Here is a 15240-nt window from a genome sequence, read left to right as displayed (position 1 = left end):
AATGGTTGGTTGAATTGGTCACTATATATCGCTAGTTTTGGAAGGTTTGTAGATGATCTCTTAGCTTACATCTTGCCAATCGTGATTTTCCATTCCGCCGGGCCACTTTCGTGTACCGACTCACCCCGGCTATCAACGGCGACGGTCACGGGCATATCCTTTACCTCAAGCTCGCGGATAGCCTCCATCCCGAGATCTTCAAAAGTGACTATACGTGATGAGCGGACCGCCTTGGCGACCAAGTAGGCTGCACCACCTACGGCCATCAGATAAACAGCGCCGTGTTGTTTGATCGATTCGCGTGCGGCAGGACCACGCTCCGCCTTGCCCACCATGCCGATCAGGCCGGTGTCACCCAGCATCATATCGGTAAATTTATCCATACGGGTGGCGGTAGTGGGGCCGGCAGGTCCGACGACTTCATCTCCTACAGGATCAACTGGGCCCACGTAGTAGATAAAACGGCCATTGAAATCGACTCCGTCAGGTAATGGCTCTCCCTTGGAGAGCAGTCCCTGAATGCGCTTATGTGCTGCATCCCTGCCGGTCAGCAGTTTACCCGAGAGCAGAATACGGTCTCCGGGTTTCCAACTGGCGATCTGCTCTTTGGTAATGCTGTCCAGATCAACCCGATGGGCACCGGCTGATGCCTCCCAGGTTACCTCGGGCCAATCTTCCGGTCCGGGTGGTTGCAGTTCAGCAGGTCCGCTCCCATCCAGAGTAAACTCTATGTGACGGGTGGCAGCACAGTTGGGGATCAGCGCAACTGGAAGTGAGGCGGCATGGGTGGGGTAATCACTGATCTTGACGTCAAGGACTGTGGTTAGGCCGCCAAGTCCTTGTGCGCCTATACCGAGTGCATTGACCTTTTCAAACAGCTCCAGGCGCAGCTCTTCAGTGCGGTTGGCTGGCCCTCGTGCTTGGAGTTCATGGATATCAATCGGTTCCATTAATGACTCTTTGGCCAGCAGCATCGCCTTTTCAGCAGAGCCGCCGATACCGATTCCCAACATGCCGGGCGGGCACCAGCCAGCCCCCAGAGTCGGCATCACATCGAGAACCCAATCCACCAGACTGCCGGATGGGTTGAGTACAGTGAAACGTGATTTGTTCTCAGATCCGCCCCCTTTGGCCGCCAGCTTGATCTCTACCTTATCTCCAGGAACTAGGCGGGTATGAATCACTGCGGGTGTATTGTCACGGGTGTTGATTCGCTCTCCGGCAGGGTCGCGCACAACCGATGCGCGCAGCACATTGTCCGGGTGGTTATAAGCTTGACGGACACCCTCATTCACCATCTCTTCCAGGCTCATCCGGGTATCCCAGCGAACCTCCATACCGACATTGATGAAGGCCACCACCATGCCTGTATCCTGGCAAATGGGCCGGTGTCCTTCAGCGCACATCCGTGAGTTGACCAGGATCTGGGCCATGGCATCTTTTGCTGCAACTGATGCCTCCCTCTCCCACGCCTTGGTCAGGGCCTGGATGTAATCCACCGGGTGGTAGTAGGAGATATACTGCAGTGCATCGACAATACTCTGGATAAGGTCATCCTGTCTGATCGTAGTCATCATCTGGTCCCGGCGTTATGTGAGTTTATTTCGGCTGGATAAACCTTATAAGGATAGAGAGGCGGGTGCAATGGTTTCACTACAAACTGTCTGGGTGCTCAATTTAAGGAGCCTCTGATCAATTCATGAATCGGTGTCTGATGGCTGAAATCTCCCGGCTCTGCGTTGAAAATCTTGGCAATAGCCAGCTATTATCGGCAATTTCCGCCTTGATCCGGAAGATTTTAACTCGTCATCTATCCGATCCAGAATTAATCAGAGGCTGTTTAAGATATAACTTTGCGATGTAAGTTCTCAATAAATCTGTGGTTAGAGGTCATGGCGAGTTCACTGCCAAGAGACGCTGTGAATACCTCTATGTACGCTTGAAGTTGGCATCCCTGCCAACTACACTTCATGGAAGTGGACGCTCCATAACTTGCTGTCAACATTTGTGTGGCGTTATTGAAAAGCAAAGAAACCCTCTGCGATCCTTTTATTGGTGGCCTCTGGATGGACACTAAGGTAAGTATCATCGGGGTCAGATTTGGAGCAGTAGGCGGGTAGGGTCCTCCAGTAAATTCTTGATGGTGACAAGGAACTGCACTGCCTCCCGGCCATCGACAATACGATGGTCGTATGAGAGTGCTAGATACATCATTGGACGGATGACGATTTCGCCATTCTCGACCATTGGCCGTTGCAGTATGTCATGCATGCCCAGTATGGCGCTTTGAGGTGGGTTCAGAATCGGAGTAGAGAGCATCGATCCATAGACGCCGCCGTTGGAGATGGTGAAGGTGCCACCGGTAAGCTCTTCGTATGACAAATTGCCATCGTGGGCTTTTTTTCCAAACTGTCGAACCGCTTTCTCCGTTTCAGCAAAACTAAGTTGATCGGCATTTCGCAGAATCGGCACGACTAGGCCACGAGGGGATCCCACGGCGATACCGATATCATAGTAGCCGTGGTAGATCACATCATGCCCGTCAACGGAGGCGTTGACCATTGGGAACTGCTTTAATGCCTCAATCGAGGCCTGAATAAAGAAAGACATAAACCCAAGACGCACTTCGTGGTCTTTTTCGAACTTCCCCTTATACTTCGACCTAAGGTCGTTTATGGCCTTCAGGTTCACTTCATTGAATGTGGTCAGAATGGCCGCATTCCGTTGTGCCTCGAGCAGGCGTTCAGCGATGCGGGCACGGAGCCGGGTCATTGGCACCCGCTGCTCCGGACGCTCCCCTTCGATACCGCTCTGAGCGATTATTAACTCCAAAGGCTTTTCGGCTTCGCTGCTGTGGGTTGTTTCTGCCTCTTTTGCATCTAGGTAGGCCATAACGTCAGATTTAAGGAGACGTCCTCCCTTTCCGGTCCCTTTGATCTGATTGGGGTCGAGATTCATCTCTTTGACCAAGCGGCGGACGGCAGGCGTCAGAACAGGCTCGGTTTCGTTGGTCACCTCAGCGGGAGTAGGCGCAACAGTTGTAGCAGCACCAGTTGTTTCAGCGGTAGAGGCACTGCCTGCCTCAATAATCGTCAGCAGATCGCCAGCTTGTACGGTATCTCCTTCGTTTGCCGATATCGCACCCAGTACGCCATCTACCGGAGAAGGTACTTCGAGTACTACCTTGTCAGTCTCCAGGTCGACCAGATTTTCATCGCGTTGTATGGCTTCGCCGGGTTTCTTGTGCCAAGCGAGAATGGTTGCATCGGCAACAGATTCCGGTAGTGCGGGCACAGTAATCTTGGTACTCATGATTATGTAGGCATCCTGGGGTTCATGGATTGGTTGATGAGCCCGGAGAGGGCTTCGTCGATTAGGATTTCTTGCTGTTTTGCATGTATGTGGTAGAAGCCCACGGCAGGCGCAGCAGCTGAAGGCCGACCGACATAATGGGTTTTTTTGCCTTCACCCAGCTGGTTATAGAGACGGTGTTTTATCTGGTCCCATGCCCCCTGGTTTTGTGGCTCTTCCTGACACCAGATCAGCTTGTTGGCCTGGGTGTAGTTTTCGGTGGCCTTATCGAACTGATCCTGAGGGAAAGGGTAGATCTGTTCCAGACGGATGATGGCTACGTTGCTCAGTCCTCGCGTTTTGCGTGCCTCGAGCAACTCATAGTAGAGTTTTCCCGAGCAGACTACGATGTGCTCAACCTCTCTTGGGTCTAGGTCATCCACTTCGCCAATCACCGGTTGAAATTCGCCTTTGGTAAACTCATTCAGTGACGAAGTGGCCAGGCGATGGCGCAGCAGGCTTTTTGGTGTCATTACAATAAGTGGCTTGCGCATCGGCCTCACCATTTGGCGCCTTAACATATGGAAAACCTGGGCGGGTGTGGTGGGAATGCAGACCTGCATGTTGTGTTCTGCGCAGAGTTGCAGATAGCGCTCCAGCCGGGCGGATGAGTGTTCTGCTCCCTGGCCCTCATAACCGTGGGGAAGGAACAAGACGAGCCCACAGTAGAGACCCCACTTGGAGCCGCCGGAGCTGATAAACTGGTCAATGACAACCTGGGCACCATTGGCAAAATCACCAAACTGGGCTTCCCAGATAGTCAGCGCTGTCGGTTCTGCAGAAGAGTACCCGTACTCAAATCCAAGTACCGCCTCTTCGGAGAGCAGGGAATCGATAACGACAAAATTAGCCTGGGTATCAGAGAGATGTTGCAGCGGGATGTGTATCTCTCCATCTATCTGATTATGCAGCACCGAGTGTCTGTGTGAAAATGTGCCGCGGGCGCAGTCTTGTCCCGAGAGGCGGACCGGATAGCCATTGTCAACGAGTGACGCGTAGGCCAAAAGTTCTCCAAACCCCCAATCTACCATCTGGTCGCCACAGGCCATTTTGTGGCGGTCCTGCATGATTTTGGAAACTCGGCCGTGAAGTTCGAATCCTTCGGGCACCCTCAGCAGCCCCTTCGCCAATTGGCAGAGCTTCTCTTCATCGATAGCCGTCTCAGCAGGTTCTTCCCACCCAACGTGTTGATAAGGTGCCCAATCTACGTGATAAGGAAAGCTGAGATCTGCTAGCGTGGGGCGAGATACCACTGAATTCTGTTCCAGTGAGGAGCGGTAATCCTCCACCATTTCCCGACTCTGTTCAGGTGTGATGACACCCTCGACAATCAATTGGTCGGAATAGTTGCTGCGGGTGGTGGGCATCCGGCGGATTTTCTGATACATCTGGGGTTGAGTCATCGCCGGTTCATCTGCCTCGTTATGGCCGTGTCGGCGATAGCAGACGAGGTCGATAACCACATCCTTATGGAATCTTTGGCGGAAATCCAGGGCAAGATCAGTGACGAAGATAACCGCCTCAGGGTCATCACCATTAACATGAAAAATCGGGGCCTGAACCATTTTTGCCACATCGGTGCAGTAGAGGCTTGAACGGGTGTCCATTGGATTACTGGTGGTAAATCCGATCTGATTGTTGACGACGATATGTATACTGCCGCCGGTGGCGTATCCCCGTGCCTGGGACATCTGAAGTGTCTCCATGACGACACCTTGGCCGGCGAACGCAGAATCGCCGTGGATGAGAATTGGTATAACCTCATCGCCGGTGTGATCACCGCGACGCTGTTGGCGTGCTCGTACCGAGCCTTCAACCACCGGGCTGATGATCTCCAGGTGGGACGGGTTGAAGCCCAGAACTACATGGGTGAAGTTGCCAGGCGTTTCGATGTCAGTGGAAAAACCAAGATGATATTTGACATCACCTGAGCTTTTATGGTGTTCCGGCGTTTTTCTACCTTCGAACTCATCGAACAGATCCGCCGGGGGTTTGCCGAGTATATTGGTTAAGACGTTGAGGCGGCCGCGGTGTGCCATGCCGATGACCACTTCTCTGATCCCGCTGCCGCCGCCTCGCTGGATTAATTCATCCAGCATTGGGATCAGTGACTCAGCCCCTTCCAGTGAGAAGCGTTTCTGGCCGACGTAGCGGGTATGTAGGTATTTATCTAGGCCTTCAGATGCCGTCAGAAGTGTCAGAAGCCAGAGTTTTTCGTCTTTATTCAGGTCGGCTTTGGTTCTGTAGCCTTCCACACGCTTTTGAATCCAGCGCTTCTGCCGGGTGTCCGTAATATGCATATACTCGGAACCGACATTTTCGCCATAAACCTCCTTGACGAGTTTGATGATCTCTCTCAGGGGCATGCGATCTGGCGCATAGAGCGAGCCGGTGTTGAATACCGTATCCATGTCCGTTTCACTCAGGCGGTGGAATCCGGGATCGAGATCAGGTACCTGCTCGCGTTCTCTTAGTTGCAGAGGGTCAAGGGTCGCATTCTGGTGTCCGCGTACTCGCCAAGCATTGATCAAGCGTAATACCACTGCCTGCTTTTCAGCTGCTCCGGGGGACATCCTTTCAGCGCTGATCCGAGTAGTGGGGTGCTTCTCTCTGGCCAGACGGGCAAAGTTGGATCTGATGGGTCCGTGAGCAATATCAGGAGCCTCGTTTGCTGAATCTTTCAGTATGTTCTCAAAGTGTGCCCTCCAGGCTTCATCGACGCTATTAGGGTCTTGTAAGAAACGCTCATAGAGACCTTCAATGAAGGCTGCATTGCCGCCAGAGAGTGCAGATGTGGTACGTAATAATTCCAATGGTGCGCTCATTTTCGGACGATTGACCTATTTTCTGTTTTTGAGAGCAATTAAAATGGATGGTAGCATAAGGTTTGAATTGTTAAAGGGTTTTTTTCGCAAATATTATAATCGTCCGAAAACATTCTATTTTTCCACTGAGGTCTGTATGAAAAACGGTGTGAATGAGGGTAGGGAGCACTGAGAATACAATAGGTTCTCTCAAAGTGTGCAAATACCTGCATGGCATTGTTGAGTATTTACGCAATGTAAAGGTTTATTAGGGTTTAGGGAGCCTCTAAAAAACCTGCCAAATCAGCGATCAAGTTAGTAACCAATTCAACCAACCGTTGATAAAAACCATGCAACCGAGTTTTTTGATCATCAAGATTGATTTGACGTCCTTGAGCCGTTGAGAGACTCGCTGCCAAAGCTGGAAAGGACCGTAGACTAGAAGGCTTTTGGGGTATTGTTGGGCTCAGTTTATAAAAATAGTGATCCCAGTAAAGGTGGCGTCCACCTTACGATGCGATACTGATGTTCAAAGTGTTGGTTCTGCAGCATTTATTCAATCTGAACGATGATCAAACAGAGTTCCAAATACGGGCTCGCTATAGCTTTTGTCGTTTTCTTGGGCTGAGCCCGGAGGGTAAGGTACCCGATGCTAAAACGGTTTGGGTATATCGTAAGCGTCTGAGAGAACGGGGCCTTGTTGATAAACTCTTTTCAGAACTGTTGATCCGGATTGATGCAGCAGGCTTCAGTGCTCGCAAGGGACAGATTGTAGATGCCGCTATCGCTCCAGTACCCAGGCAACGCAATACGCGAGGGGAGGGCTGGTGAACTATATCAGTAAGGCCAGAGAAGAGAGATCAAGACGATTTTCGATTATGGAACTCGGTGGAGAACTGGTCACCTCCTCGTTCGCTGGCGTAATCACATTCTGGATGTGTGAGATATCAAATATTGATGCGCTGTTCTCCGCTGTGTTGATTGCTATATCAGGGCACATGGGGGCCAGAGCGATCAACCTATTCGAGGCTGCGCTTGAAAGGCGGTATGGAAAGAAAAAGTAAATGGGTCCTTCCCAGGGATGCCGGAATATACGAGTCACAACGGCGCAGGTTTTGCGCAGATGAACAGCTCTATGGGGGGTTGTTGTTATTCTCTCACTGGTGATCACTGATGTTTGATTGTCTCGACAAGCCTGCTACCCAGACCGGATTCGGTCGCCTGGTTGGCATAACCCAGCAGGCCGTGAGTCAGCATCAGGGTAAGGGAACGATTCCAAAAAACGGTTCATACATTATCTGTCTACTGGCTTATATCGAGCATTTGCGAAAAGAGGCCTCCGGTAGGGGAGGAAATGAACAGGAAGCTCTTGCCAGGGCTAGGACGCGGCTGGCTGAGATTGATGCGGATAATAAAGAATTGCAGTTTCATCGGGATGTGAAAAACCTTATTCCGGTTCAGGAGATCGAGCCCATCTTGAGTAGTTGGGCAATATCCGCCCGTTCTGAATTTATGCATGCACTGGAGAGGATCATTGCCGGGATAGAGACTAAACACGGTATTACTGTGGACCCGGAATTAATCGATGAACATACATCCGCTGCCTTCGAATCTATTGCTGCTTACCCAACATTCGCTGCACAGAGTGCTGATGAGGGTGACGGAGAGATGGATACCGCCGCCTGACATTCCAACCCGGCAGTGGGCAAAAAAATATTTCAGATTACCGGAGGAGGGAGCAGACCTGCCAGGTTGCTATAACCCGGACTACGTACCCTATCTCTGGGGAGTTTTCCATGCTCTGGATGATCCTGAAGTTCGTGTGGTGGTTTTGCAAAAAGCGGCTCAGATTGGGTGGACGTTCGGACTGATTGCGTTTCTCGGGAAACGGATCACCTGCATGCCGTCAGCTATCCTGATGATGTTCCCAAAAGAGGGTGCCGGACGGGAATTTGAGGACGAGAAGCTGACGCCATCGGTGAAGGCGACGCCCGCTATTTCGGCTGTGATGGATGTCAGCACCAGCCGCAAAGCGGGAAATCGCGCCATGCATAAGAAATTTGTAGGCGGTTTTCTCAAATTGGTTGGGTCAAACTCCGCCAGCAGTGTGAAATCTACGCCGTGCCCGCTGGTGATTGTTGAAGAGCCGGACGATACGAGTGACAACGTAAAGGATCAGGGCGATGCAATCCGGTTGGCAAAAGAGCGGCTGAAACGATTTCGGCGCAGCAAAATGATATTGGGTGGAACGCCGGCGGTCAAAGGGTTGTCCCGTATTGAGGAGAATATCAACATCTCCGATCAACGGGTATTACCGATTGCCTGTCATGACTGTGGCGATGTGCATGTACTGGATTTTGAACACGTCAAATGGTTGGAAAAAGAAGGCGGGGCAGATCATCCTGTTTTCCGACGTGCTGATCCTGATTCAGCCGTGTATGTCTGCCCGCACTGTGGATCGGTGTGGGATGACTGGAACCGCCAGCAGAATGTTTTGAATACCTGCCGTGCCGCTGATGAAGCGGGTGATCCCTGGTGTGGTTGGGTTCCAACAGTGGAAACGTCTGGCAATGTGGTGGGTTTTAAAGAGCTGAATGAACTCTACGTCTGCATGCCTGGCACCCAGCTTGCTGATGTGGTGCGTGATTATCTGGAGGCTGAGCATGATGCGGCAAATGGTGATGAGTCGGCCCGCATCGTATTTCAGAACAGTAAACTCGGTCGGCCATATGAGTATAAAGATGAGCAGGCCGACGAATCGGTTCTGCGCGATGCAGCACAAAACTATCCGGAGATGGTTGTTCCCGATGGCGGTCTGCTGATCACCGCCAGTATAGATGTTCAGCATGATCGTCTGGCGCTGATTATTCGGGCGTGGGGTCGGGGGGAGGAGAGTTGGCTGCTGACCTGGCGCGAATTGAGGGTTGACAACACGGCGGTCGATAAAAACGATGCTGTGTGGAACGCACTGGATGAGGTTATTTTTTCAGTAATTCCGCATAGCAACGGGCAACAGATGTTTGTCTCGGCCGTGTCGATTGACTCGTCGGATGGGCAAACGAATGACGCTGTTTATCATTGGGTTCGGACCCGGCAGAAAAGGCGCAGTAGTGTATTAATCATGGCGGTGAAGGGGTCCAGCATGCAGCAGGATCCAGAGATATTCAGTACGCCTCGGGCGAAATCGATTGACCACCGAAACCCTAATCGGCAAACGAAAGCGGATCGTCACGGCGTCAAAATTTATATGGTCGGGACAAATAAAGCCAAGGACTGGCTGGCCGGCCAACTGAATCTAGAGGCATCCGGCGGCGGACGATTTCATTATTTTGCTGATGTGAGAAATGATTATTTCAAGCAGATAACCTCCGAGGTGAAAGCGCCGCATCGGAGTATCCGAGGCCGTCGGGTGTGGCAGAAAAAGAGCGGCCGCCGCAACGAGGTTTTAGACTGTGAGGTGTACGGTTTACACGCAGCAAGGGCGTTGCGCGTTCACCTAATGACACCTGAAAAATGGGATAATTTGGAACACGATTTAATGCAGTCTGATCTTTTTACAGGGCACCAGTCGCCAAAGAATGCGCCTCGCAAAAAACGTGATCGTGGGGCACTGGCCAACAAATTGAACGGGTAATTTATGATGGATTGTACAACACGGTTGGCTGAGGCAAAAACAGCACTGCATAACCTGCAGATGGGCGAGAGCATAGTCAATGTGAGTTACAACGGGAGACTGACTACCTACACCCCGGCAGATATCGACAAACTGAGCGCCTATATCAGCAGGTTGGGTGTTGAATGTGATGAGAGTAGCACCGGTTCTGGCCGTCGCGGCGCGATTATGTTTAGGGGCTAATCAATGGAAATTCCAGTAACGACCGATAACAAAAATGGTGATGTTCGGCTGCTGGATGCCAGTGGCCGTCCAATGGTGATGGGGAATGCACATCGTGGTGCCCGGCATGAACGTGAAATGATGTCGTGGTCGCCACAGTTGCGTTCTGCTGATGCAGACCTGCTGCCGGACATGAAAACGTTGGTCGCCCGCTCCTATGATTTGGCGCGGAATTATCCGATGGCCTCTGGTGGAATCCAGATCCATCTGGATAATATTATTGGTGCAGGTCTTCGGCTATCTGCAAAACCTGATTATCGTGCGCTCGGTCAGGATGCCGAATGGGCTGCTGAGTGGTCCCGCCGCTATGTTGAACCGAAATTCCGGCTGTGGTCAGAAGACCCGGGGTGCTACATTGATGCGGCACGCCGATTAACGATGGCCTCAATGTTGGGACTGGGATATCGCCAGTTTTTAATGGCGGGAGACATCCTGGGTACTGCCGAATGGTTGCCTGGTCGCGGAAATCGTTATTCAACCGCAATCCAGATGGTTGAGCCTGCACGACTGAGCAATCCTGTAGGCAGGTTTGACAGCAACCGTTTACGTGCCGGTGTAGACCTGGATCGGATGGGCGCTGCCCGGGGCTACCACATACGTTCCGCGATGCAAAGTGACAGTCGATTTGCCGGTGCGGAGACACAGACCTGGAAACGTGTTCCACGAGAAACTCCCTGGGGGCGCACGCAAGTTATTCATATTTTTGAGCAGGAACGTGCTGGGCAGACGCGTGGCAAAACAGGACTGGCAACAATTATCGCCAACAGTTTCAAGCTGGGGAAATTCCAGGATATCAGCATGGAGGCGGCCACGGTCAATTCAATGTTCGCCGCAACCATCGAGACTGAATTCAATTATGCCCAGGCGGCTGAGGTTATGGGCAACGATGATGCAATTAAAGTTGCCGATGGCCTTATTGACGCCATGGGTGATTTTCATAGTGCCAAAACGGTCAAGATGGACGGGGTAAAGGTGCCGCATCTGTATCCCGGCGAGCGGTTGAATATGTCGTCGGTCAATCATCCAGGCCCAAATTTCGCGGAGTTTGAAAAAAGTTTTTTGAGGAATCAGGCTGCCGGGTGGAATTTGACGTATGAGCAGCTCGCGCGGGATTACTCCGAAACAAACTACAGCGGTGCTCGCGCAGGACTGCAAGAGGTGTGGAAATTTTTTAATGGTCGCCGTCAATTGATCGGTGGCCGATTTGCATCGAGTATTTATGAACTATGGCTCGAAGAGGCGATTGATAAGGGCGACGTGCCACTCCCGCCCGGCGGCCCGGATTTTTATGAGGCAAAAGCAGCCTATTGCAGATCGCGTTGGATCGGCCCAGCTAAAGGGCAGATCGACCCGCTGAAAGAGAATAAATCAGATGATCTGGAAATGGACATGGGGACGTTGACGCTAGAGGATGCCTGTGCTGCCCGTGGTAAGGACTGGGAGGAGAATTTGGAACAGATCTCCCGCGAGAAAAAACGCATGTCTGAGCTGGGACTAAATCGCGCTGACGTACGCGGCTACCAGACACCGGAACAACCATTGCAGGAATAACAGCAGAAATCACCCAACCAACAGGGCACCTCAGGTGCCCTTTTTATTGGATAAAGAAATGAATCTGACACACATCGCATCGCGTATTTTCAATACGCCGCTATTGGTTCACCCCGGCAAACTGGATGCCATTGTTTATGGGCTCCAGGATCGGCTAGGCGTACATACCAGTAAACCTATGCCGGGAATGTTCACGACTGACACGGGAGGGAGAAAAGATCCTGGGTATCGCGTCATTGGAAAAATTGGTGTGCTCGACATTTTTGGGGTAATGGCGCATCGGGGTGGAATGGCTGCTGACTCCTCCTGGGTTCTGGGTTATCAAGAGATTTCCCGGATGCTGACCGGGGCAAAAAATGACAGCCAGGTTGAGTGTATTGTGATGAATTTCGACAGTCCTGGCGGTGAGGCATCGCCGGTTCCAGAGCTGGCTGATCAAATTCGCGAGATAGCCACCAACATTAAACCGGTGCATGCAATCGCCTCATGCCACATGCATTCGGCGGCTATGTGGTTGGGTGCGGCTGCCAACAGTATATCGATCACGCGCATGGGTTACGCGGGATCTATCGGCGTTGTCCTACGCCATGTGGATATGTCTAAAAAGCTAGAAAAAGCCGGTCTTTCGGTTACCCATATTTACGCGGGTGATCACAAAATCGATGGCCATCCATACGCTGCACTGCCTGATGATGTACGTGAGGATCTACAGAAAGAAATCGACACTATTTACGGTATGTTCGTCACATCGGTAGCCCAATACCGCAATATTTCAGAGGAGCAGGTGCGCGATACCGAGGCTCGGTCATTCATGGGGCTGGAGGCAGTAGCAGCAGGGCTGGCTGATCGCACCGAGACACCGGACCACATGATAGCCCGATTGAACAAAGAATTTTCAACCACCGCCAATTCGGCGCGTATTTTTACAACATCTGAGGACAAAGGCATGATCGAGGAAAAAACGCCGGATACACCGGTAGAAAAAACTGAACAGCAAGCGGCGATTGATACCCCTGAGGTTACCGCAACTGATTCTAAACCCACCATCACCGCCGAGGATCTGTCTCAGGCTGTGGCGGCTGCCCGTGCTGAGGAGCGTACGCGGTTTGCAACAATTATGTCGAGCGAGGCAGCGAAGGGGCGCACTGCCTCGGCGGTTAGCCTGGCGACAAAAACCGACATGAGCGTGAATGACGTGCTCGGCATGCTGGCTGGGATGCCGGCCCAGATTCATGGAAGCGGAAAATTGGATGAGGCCATGGCGAACATTGATCAGCCTGGTATTGGCTCTGAGGGTGAGGGTGAGGGTCCGGCGGTTGCTAACCCGGTAACTGTCCTGGAGAAAAGTAATCCTGATTACCCATCAGGCTCAGCTATTGAGCCAGTGGTCATTGCATAATAGAAGCCACTGAATACAGAGGGTTTTCTATCATACCGAAAAATACCGTGCAGTTTCAAAAAGGTCTTAGTTTGCACGAATTTACAGCAGGCGAGAAAAGCAACCATCACTCTCTGCCAGGTAGCCTAATTTACTGCTGCACCATGGCTGAACGGATCTTGTCTCCAATATAGTCAGAGAGTATGCGAGCCGCCTCATTCAGCGCAATTTTTGCAACCGGATCATCCTTCTGATCACTATCCGATCGCTTATCCTCATCTTCATCAGAGAGAGGTTTCTTGCCAATAGCGACAAGGAAACGGTTTCTCTGAGCTTTTCGGCGCTCTTCACGGACTTTCCACTCCGTCTTGCGTGTTTTCGACACAAGAGAGACCGTAGTACGCTCACGCACCTCGTTCAGCAGGAGGGCCTGATCTTTCAGATAGCGGAAGCCTGGATCGTTTTCGATACGTTTCTGATGCTGACCGCGATATTTCTGCAACGAACCCAGCCCTTGTATCTCAAATGCCGTCGGTTTGATCTGTGCCCAGGGCAAAGCATTCTCCAATCCCCTCTCTCCATGCTTTTTTGAGCTGTCGACCGAAGGATAGAGGATATCAGGCACGACCCCACGGAACTGGGTACTACCGCCCTTGACCCGAAAAAACTGCGCCATCGTGAGACGAAGACGACCCAGTTTATCGCCTCCTTTTCGGACAAACCGATCCAGATCCACCAATGTCTGCACGGTTCCCTTACCAAAGGTAGGCTCTCCGATAATGATGCCCCGTCTATAATCCTGAATCGCTCCGGCAAAAATTTCCGAGGCCGAGGCGCTGTTACGATCCACCAGCACAGCGAGAGGCCCGCCATAGACCAGAGCAGGATCAGGATCCTGTTCAACATCCAGCTCACCGTTGGCATTTTTGACTTGAACCACCGGGCCAGATGGGATGAAAAGACCGGTTAATTCGGTGGCTTCAACCAGTGATCCACCGCCATTCTGGCGCAAATCGAGAATCAGGCCATCGATGCCTTCATCCATCAGCTCACCGGTCAACTTTCGAACGTCACGTGTGGTACTGCGGAAATCCTTTTCGCCCTCTGACATACCGCGGAAATCGCGATAAAAAGCAGGAAGATCAATCACCCCGATCCGCACCGGTCCCATACCATTGAGTCCCTCAACAATGCTCTTCTTTGCCGCCTGATCTTCCAGTTTGATTTTATTTCGAACCAGCGTGGTTACTGAGGAGCGGCCGCCACTACCCTCTTTCTCTGGCAGCAGTCTCAACCGCACGATGGAGCCTTTGGAGCCACGGATCAGGTCAACCACATCCTGAAGACGCCAGCCGATCACATCTACGATTTCGCCATCTCTATCCTGTCCAACACCCAGAATCTTGTCACCTGCATGAACCTCACCACCCAGAGCTGCAGGTCCTCCTGCCACCGTCCGCTGGACGACCGTGTATTCACTCTCATTACGTAACACCGCCCCTATGCCCTCAAGAGAGAGGCGCATACTGATATCAAAATTCTCAGCCACCCTCGGCGACATAAAAGCGGTATGTGGCTCAAGGCTCAAGGTGTAGGCGTTGATGAAGCTTTGATAAACGTCGTTACTACCCAACTGCCTAGTGCGTCTCTGGAGACCCAGATAACGCTCTTTCAGGGTCTTTTTGATCTCATCTTCCGGTTTATCCTTCAGACGAAGGCTCAACACCTCACTCTTAGTCTTTTTTCTCCAGATCTCCTCAAGGGCCGCAGCATCAACTACCCACTCCATCTCACTACGATCAAAACGGTAGGTTTCATCGGCGCTGAAATCGAACTCCTGATCCAGCAGTTTCAGGGCATGGGCAATACGCTCATCCACCCGTTGACGAAAAACTTTAAAGATTTTAAATGCCGGATCGAGCCGGGCGCTCTTCAGCGCATCATCCAAATAATTCCTATACACTTCAAATGATTGTATATCTTTTTTGCTGAAAAAAAATTTATTCGGATCCAGGGCTTCAAGATAACGGTCGAGGATGGCGCCAGACATGGCATCATCCAGATGGTGTTTTTTATAATGATATTTTTCGATTACCCTGAGTATAATCAGGGTTGATTGCCGCTGCTCACGGGTAGACTCAAGCTCATCAAGTGGCACCTCTCGGACACTGGACCAAGCGTCCGCAACCAGGAAACTGAGAATGAAAAATGATAGCAGTAGTCTTTTGGCATTCATAGGTAAGTTAAAACCTTCCATGTAT

The 15240-nt window shown here is 51.6% G+C and carries 11 protein-coding genes; 7 read left to right on the top strand and 4 right to left on the bottom strand.

Going from position 1 to position 15240, the window contains the following annotated elements; genetic code table 11:
- Nucleotides 1–65: 65 nt before the first annotated feature.
- The 3 genes from MN084_RS12030 to MN084_RS12020 all read right to left on the bottom strand — a co-directional run bounded on the left by MN084_RS12030 (nt 66) and on the right by MN084_RS12020 (nt 6176).
- Entirely contained in the window at nt 66–1574 is a 1509-nt protein-coding gene (locus MN084_RS12030) for a fumarate hydratase (RefSeq protein ID WP_241086242.1), read from the bottom strand.
- A 520-nt stretch (nt 1575–2094) separates the two neighbouring features.
- Entirely contained in the window at nt 2095–3312 is a 1218-nt protein-coding gene (gene odhB / locus MN084_RS12025) for a 2-oxoglutarate dehydrogenase complex dihydrolipoyllysine-residue succinyltransferase (protein WP_241086243.1), read from the bottom strand.
- A 2-nt stretch (nt 3313–3314) separates the two neighbouring features.
- Nucleotides 3315–6176: a 2-oxoglutarate dehydrogenase E1 component gene (locus MN084_RS12020; RefSeq protein ID WP_241086244.1), complete on the bottom strand. Its 2862-nt coding sequence runs from the start codon at nt 6174–6176 to the stop codon at nt 3315–3317.
- Nucleotides 6177–6680: 504 nt separating this feature from the next.
- Here MN084_RS12020 and MN084_RS12015 point away from each other — a divergent pair.
- The 7 genes from MN084_RS12015 (at nt 6681) to MN084_RS11985 (ending at nt 13000) form a co-directional block, all read left to right on the top strand.
- The gene (locus MN084_RS12015; RefSeq protein WP_241086245.1) at nt 6681–6986 is read left to right on the top strand and encodes a transposase; all 306 of its coding nucleotides are present in this window, start codon (nt 6681–6683) and stop codon (nt 6984–6986) included.
- Nucleotides 6983–7219 (top strand): phage holin family protein, encoded by a 237-nt coding sequence (locus MN084_RS12010; protein ID WP_241086246.1) that lies wholly within the window; start codon nt 6983–6985, stop codon nt 7217–7219. Before MN084_RS12015 ends, MN084_RS12010 begins: the two co-directional genes overlap by 4 nt.
- 109 nt (nt 7220–7328) lie before the next feature.
- Nucleotides 7329–7841 (top strand): hypothetical protein, encoded by a 513-nt coding sequence (locus MN084_RS12005; protein ID WP_241086247.1) that lies wholly within the window; start codon nt 7329–7331, stop codon nt 7839–7841.
- A complete protein-coding gene (locus MN084_RS12000) occupies nt 7813–9789 on the top strand; it encodes a phage terminase large subunit family protein (RefSeq protein ID WP_241086248.1) in 1977 nt (658 codons plus the stop codon). Before MN084_RS12005 ends, MN084_RS12000 begins: the two co-directional genes overlap by 29 nt.
- 6 nt (nt 9790–9795) lie before the next feature.
- Complete coding sequence (gene gpW / locus MN084_RS11995; protein ID WP_241086249.1) at nt 9796–10011, top strand: gpW family protein; 216 nt, start codon at nt 9796–9798, stop codon at nt 10009–10011.
- A gap of 3 nt (nt 10012–10014) precedes the next feature.
- Nucleotides 10015–11601, top strand: a complete 1587-nt coding sequence (locus MN084_RS11990; RefSeq protein WP_241086250.1) for a phage portal protein — start codon at nt 10015–10017, stop codon at nt 11599–11601.
- Nucleotides 11602–11659: 58 nt separating this feature from the next.
- Nucleotides 11660–13000, top strand: coding sequence for a S49 family peptidase (locus MN084_RS11985; protein ID WP_241086251.1), 1341 nt, complete (start codon nt 11660–11662; stop codon nt 12998–13000).
- A gap of 130 nt (nt 13001–13130) precedes the next feature.
- Here the strand turns inward: MN084_RS11985 and MN084_RS11980 are convergent, their stop codons facing one another.
- Nucleotides 13131–15215 (bottom strand): carboxy terminal-processing peptidase, encoded by a 2085-nt coding sequence (locus MN084_RS11980; RefSeq protein ID WP_241086252.1) that lies wholly within the window; start codon nt 15213–15215, stop codon nt 13131–13133.
- Nucleotides 15216–15240 lie beyond the last annotated feature (25 nt).

It is taken from the genome of Candidatus Vondammii sp. HM_W22 (genome assembly GCF_022530855.2).
Lineage (GTDB): Bacteria > Pseudomonadota > Gammaproteobacteria > Chromatiales > Chromatiaceae > Vondammii.
This window is presented reverse-complemented; position numbering and strand designations above follow the sequence as displayed.

What these genes read in the sequence shown, in the direction of transcription:
- MN084_RS11980 (WP_241086252.1), bottom strand. Translation starts at nt 15,215, where the DNA reads ATGAATGCCAAAAGACTACTGCTATCATTTTTCATTCTCAGTTTCCTG.
- MN084_RS12020 (WP_241086244.1), bottom strand. Translation starts at nt 6,176, where the DNA reads ATGAGCGCACCATTGGAATTATTACGTACCACATCTGCACTCTCTGGC.
- MN084_RS12005 (WP_241086247.1), top strand. Translation starts at nt 7,329, where the DNA reads ATGTTTGATTGTCTCGACAAGCCTGCTACCCAGACCGGATTCGGTCGC.
- MN084_RS12030 (WP_241086242.1), bottom strand. Translation starts at nt 1,574, where the DNA reads ATGACTACGATCAGACAGGATGACCTTATCCAGAGTATTGTCGATGCA.
- MN084_RS11990 (WP_241086250.1), top strand. Translation starts at nt 10,015, where the DNA reads ATGGAAATTCCAGTAACGACCGATAACAAAAATGGTGATGTTCGGCTG.
- gpW (WP_241086249.1), top strand. Translation starts at nt 9,796, where the DNA reads ATGGATTGTACAACACGGTTGGCTGAGGCAAAAACAGCACTGCATAAC.
- odhB (WP_241086243.1), bottom strand. Translation starts at nt 3,312, where the DNA reads ATGAGTACCAAGATTACTGTGCCCGCACTACCGGAATCTGTTGCCGAT.
- MN084_RS11985 (WP_241086251.1), top strand. Translation starts at nt 11,660, where the DNA reads ATGAATCTGACACACATCGCATCGCGTATTTTCAATACGCCGCTATTG.
- MN084_RS12015 (WP_241086245.1), top strand. Translation starts at nt 6,681, where the DNA reads ATGTTCAAAGTGTTGGTTCTGCAGCATTTATTCAATCTGAACGATGAT.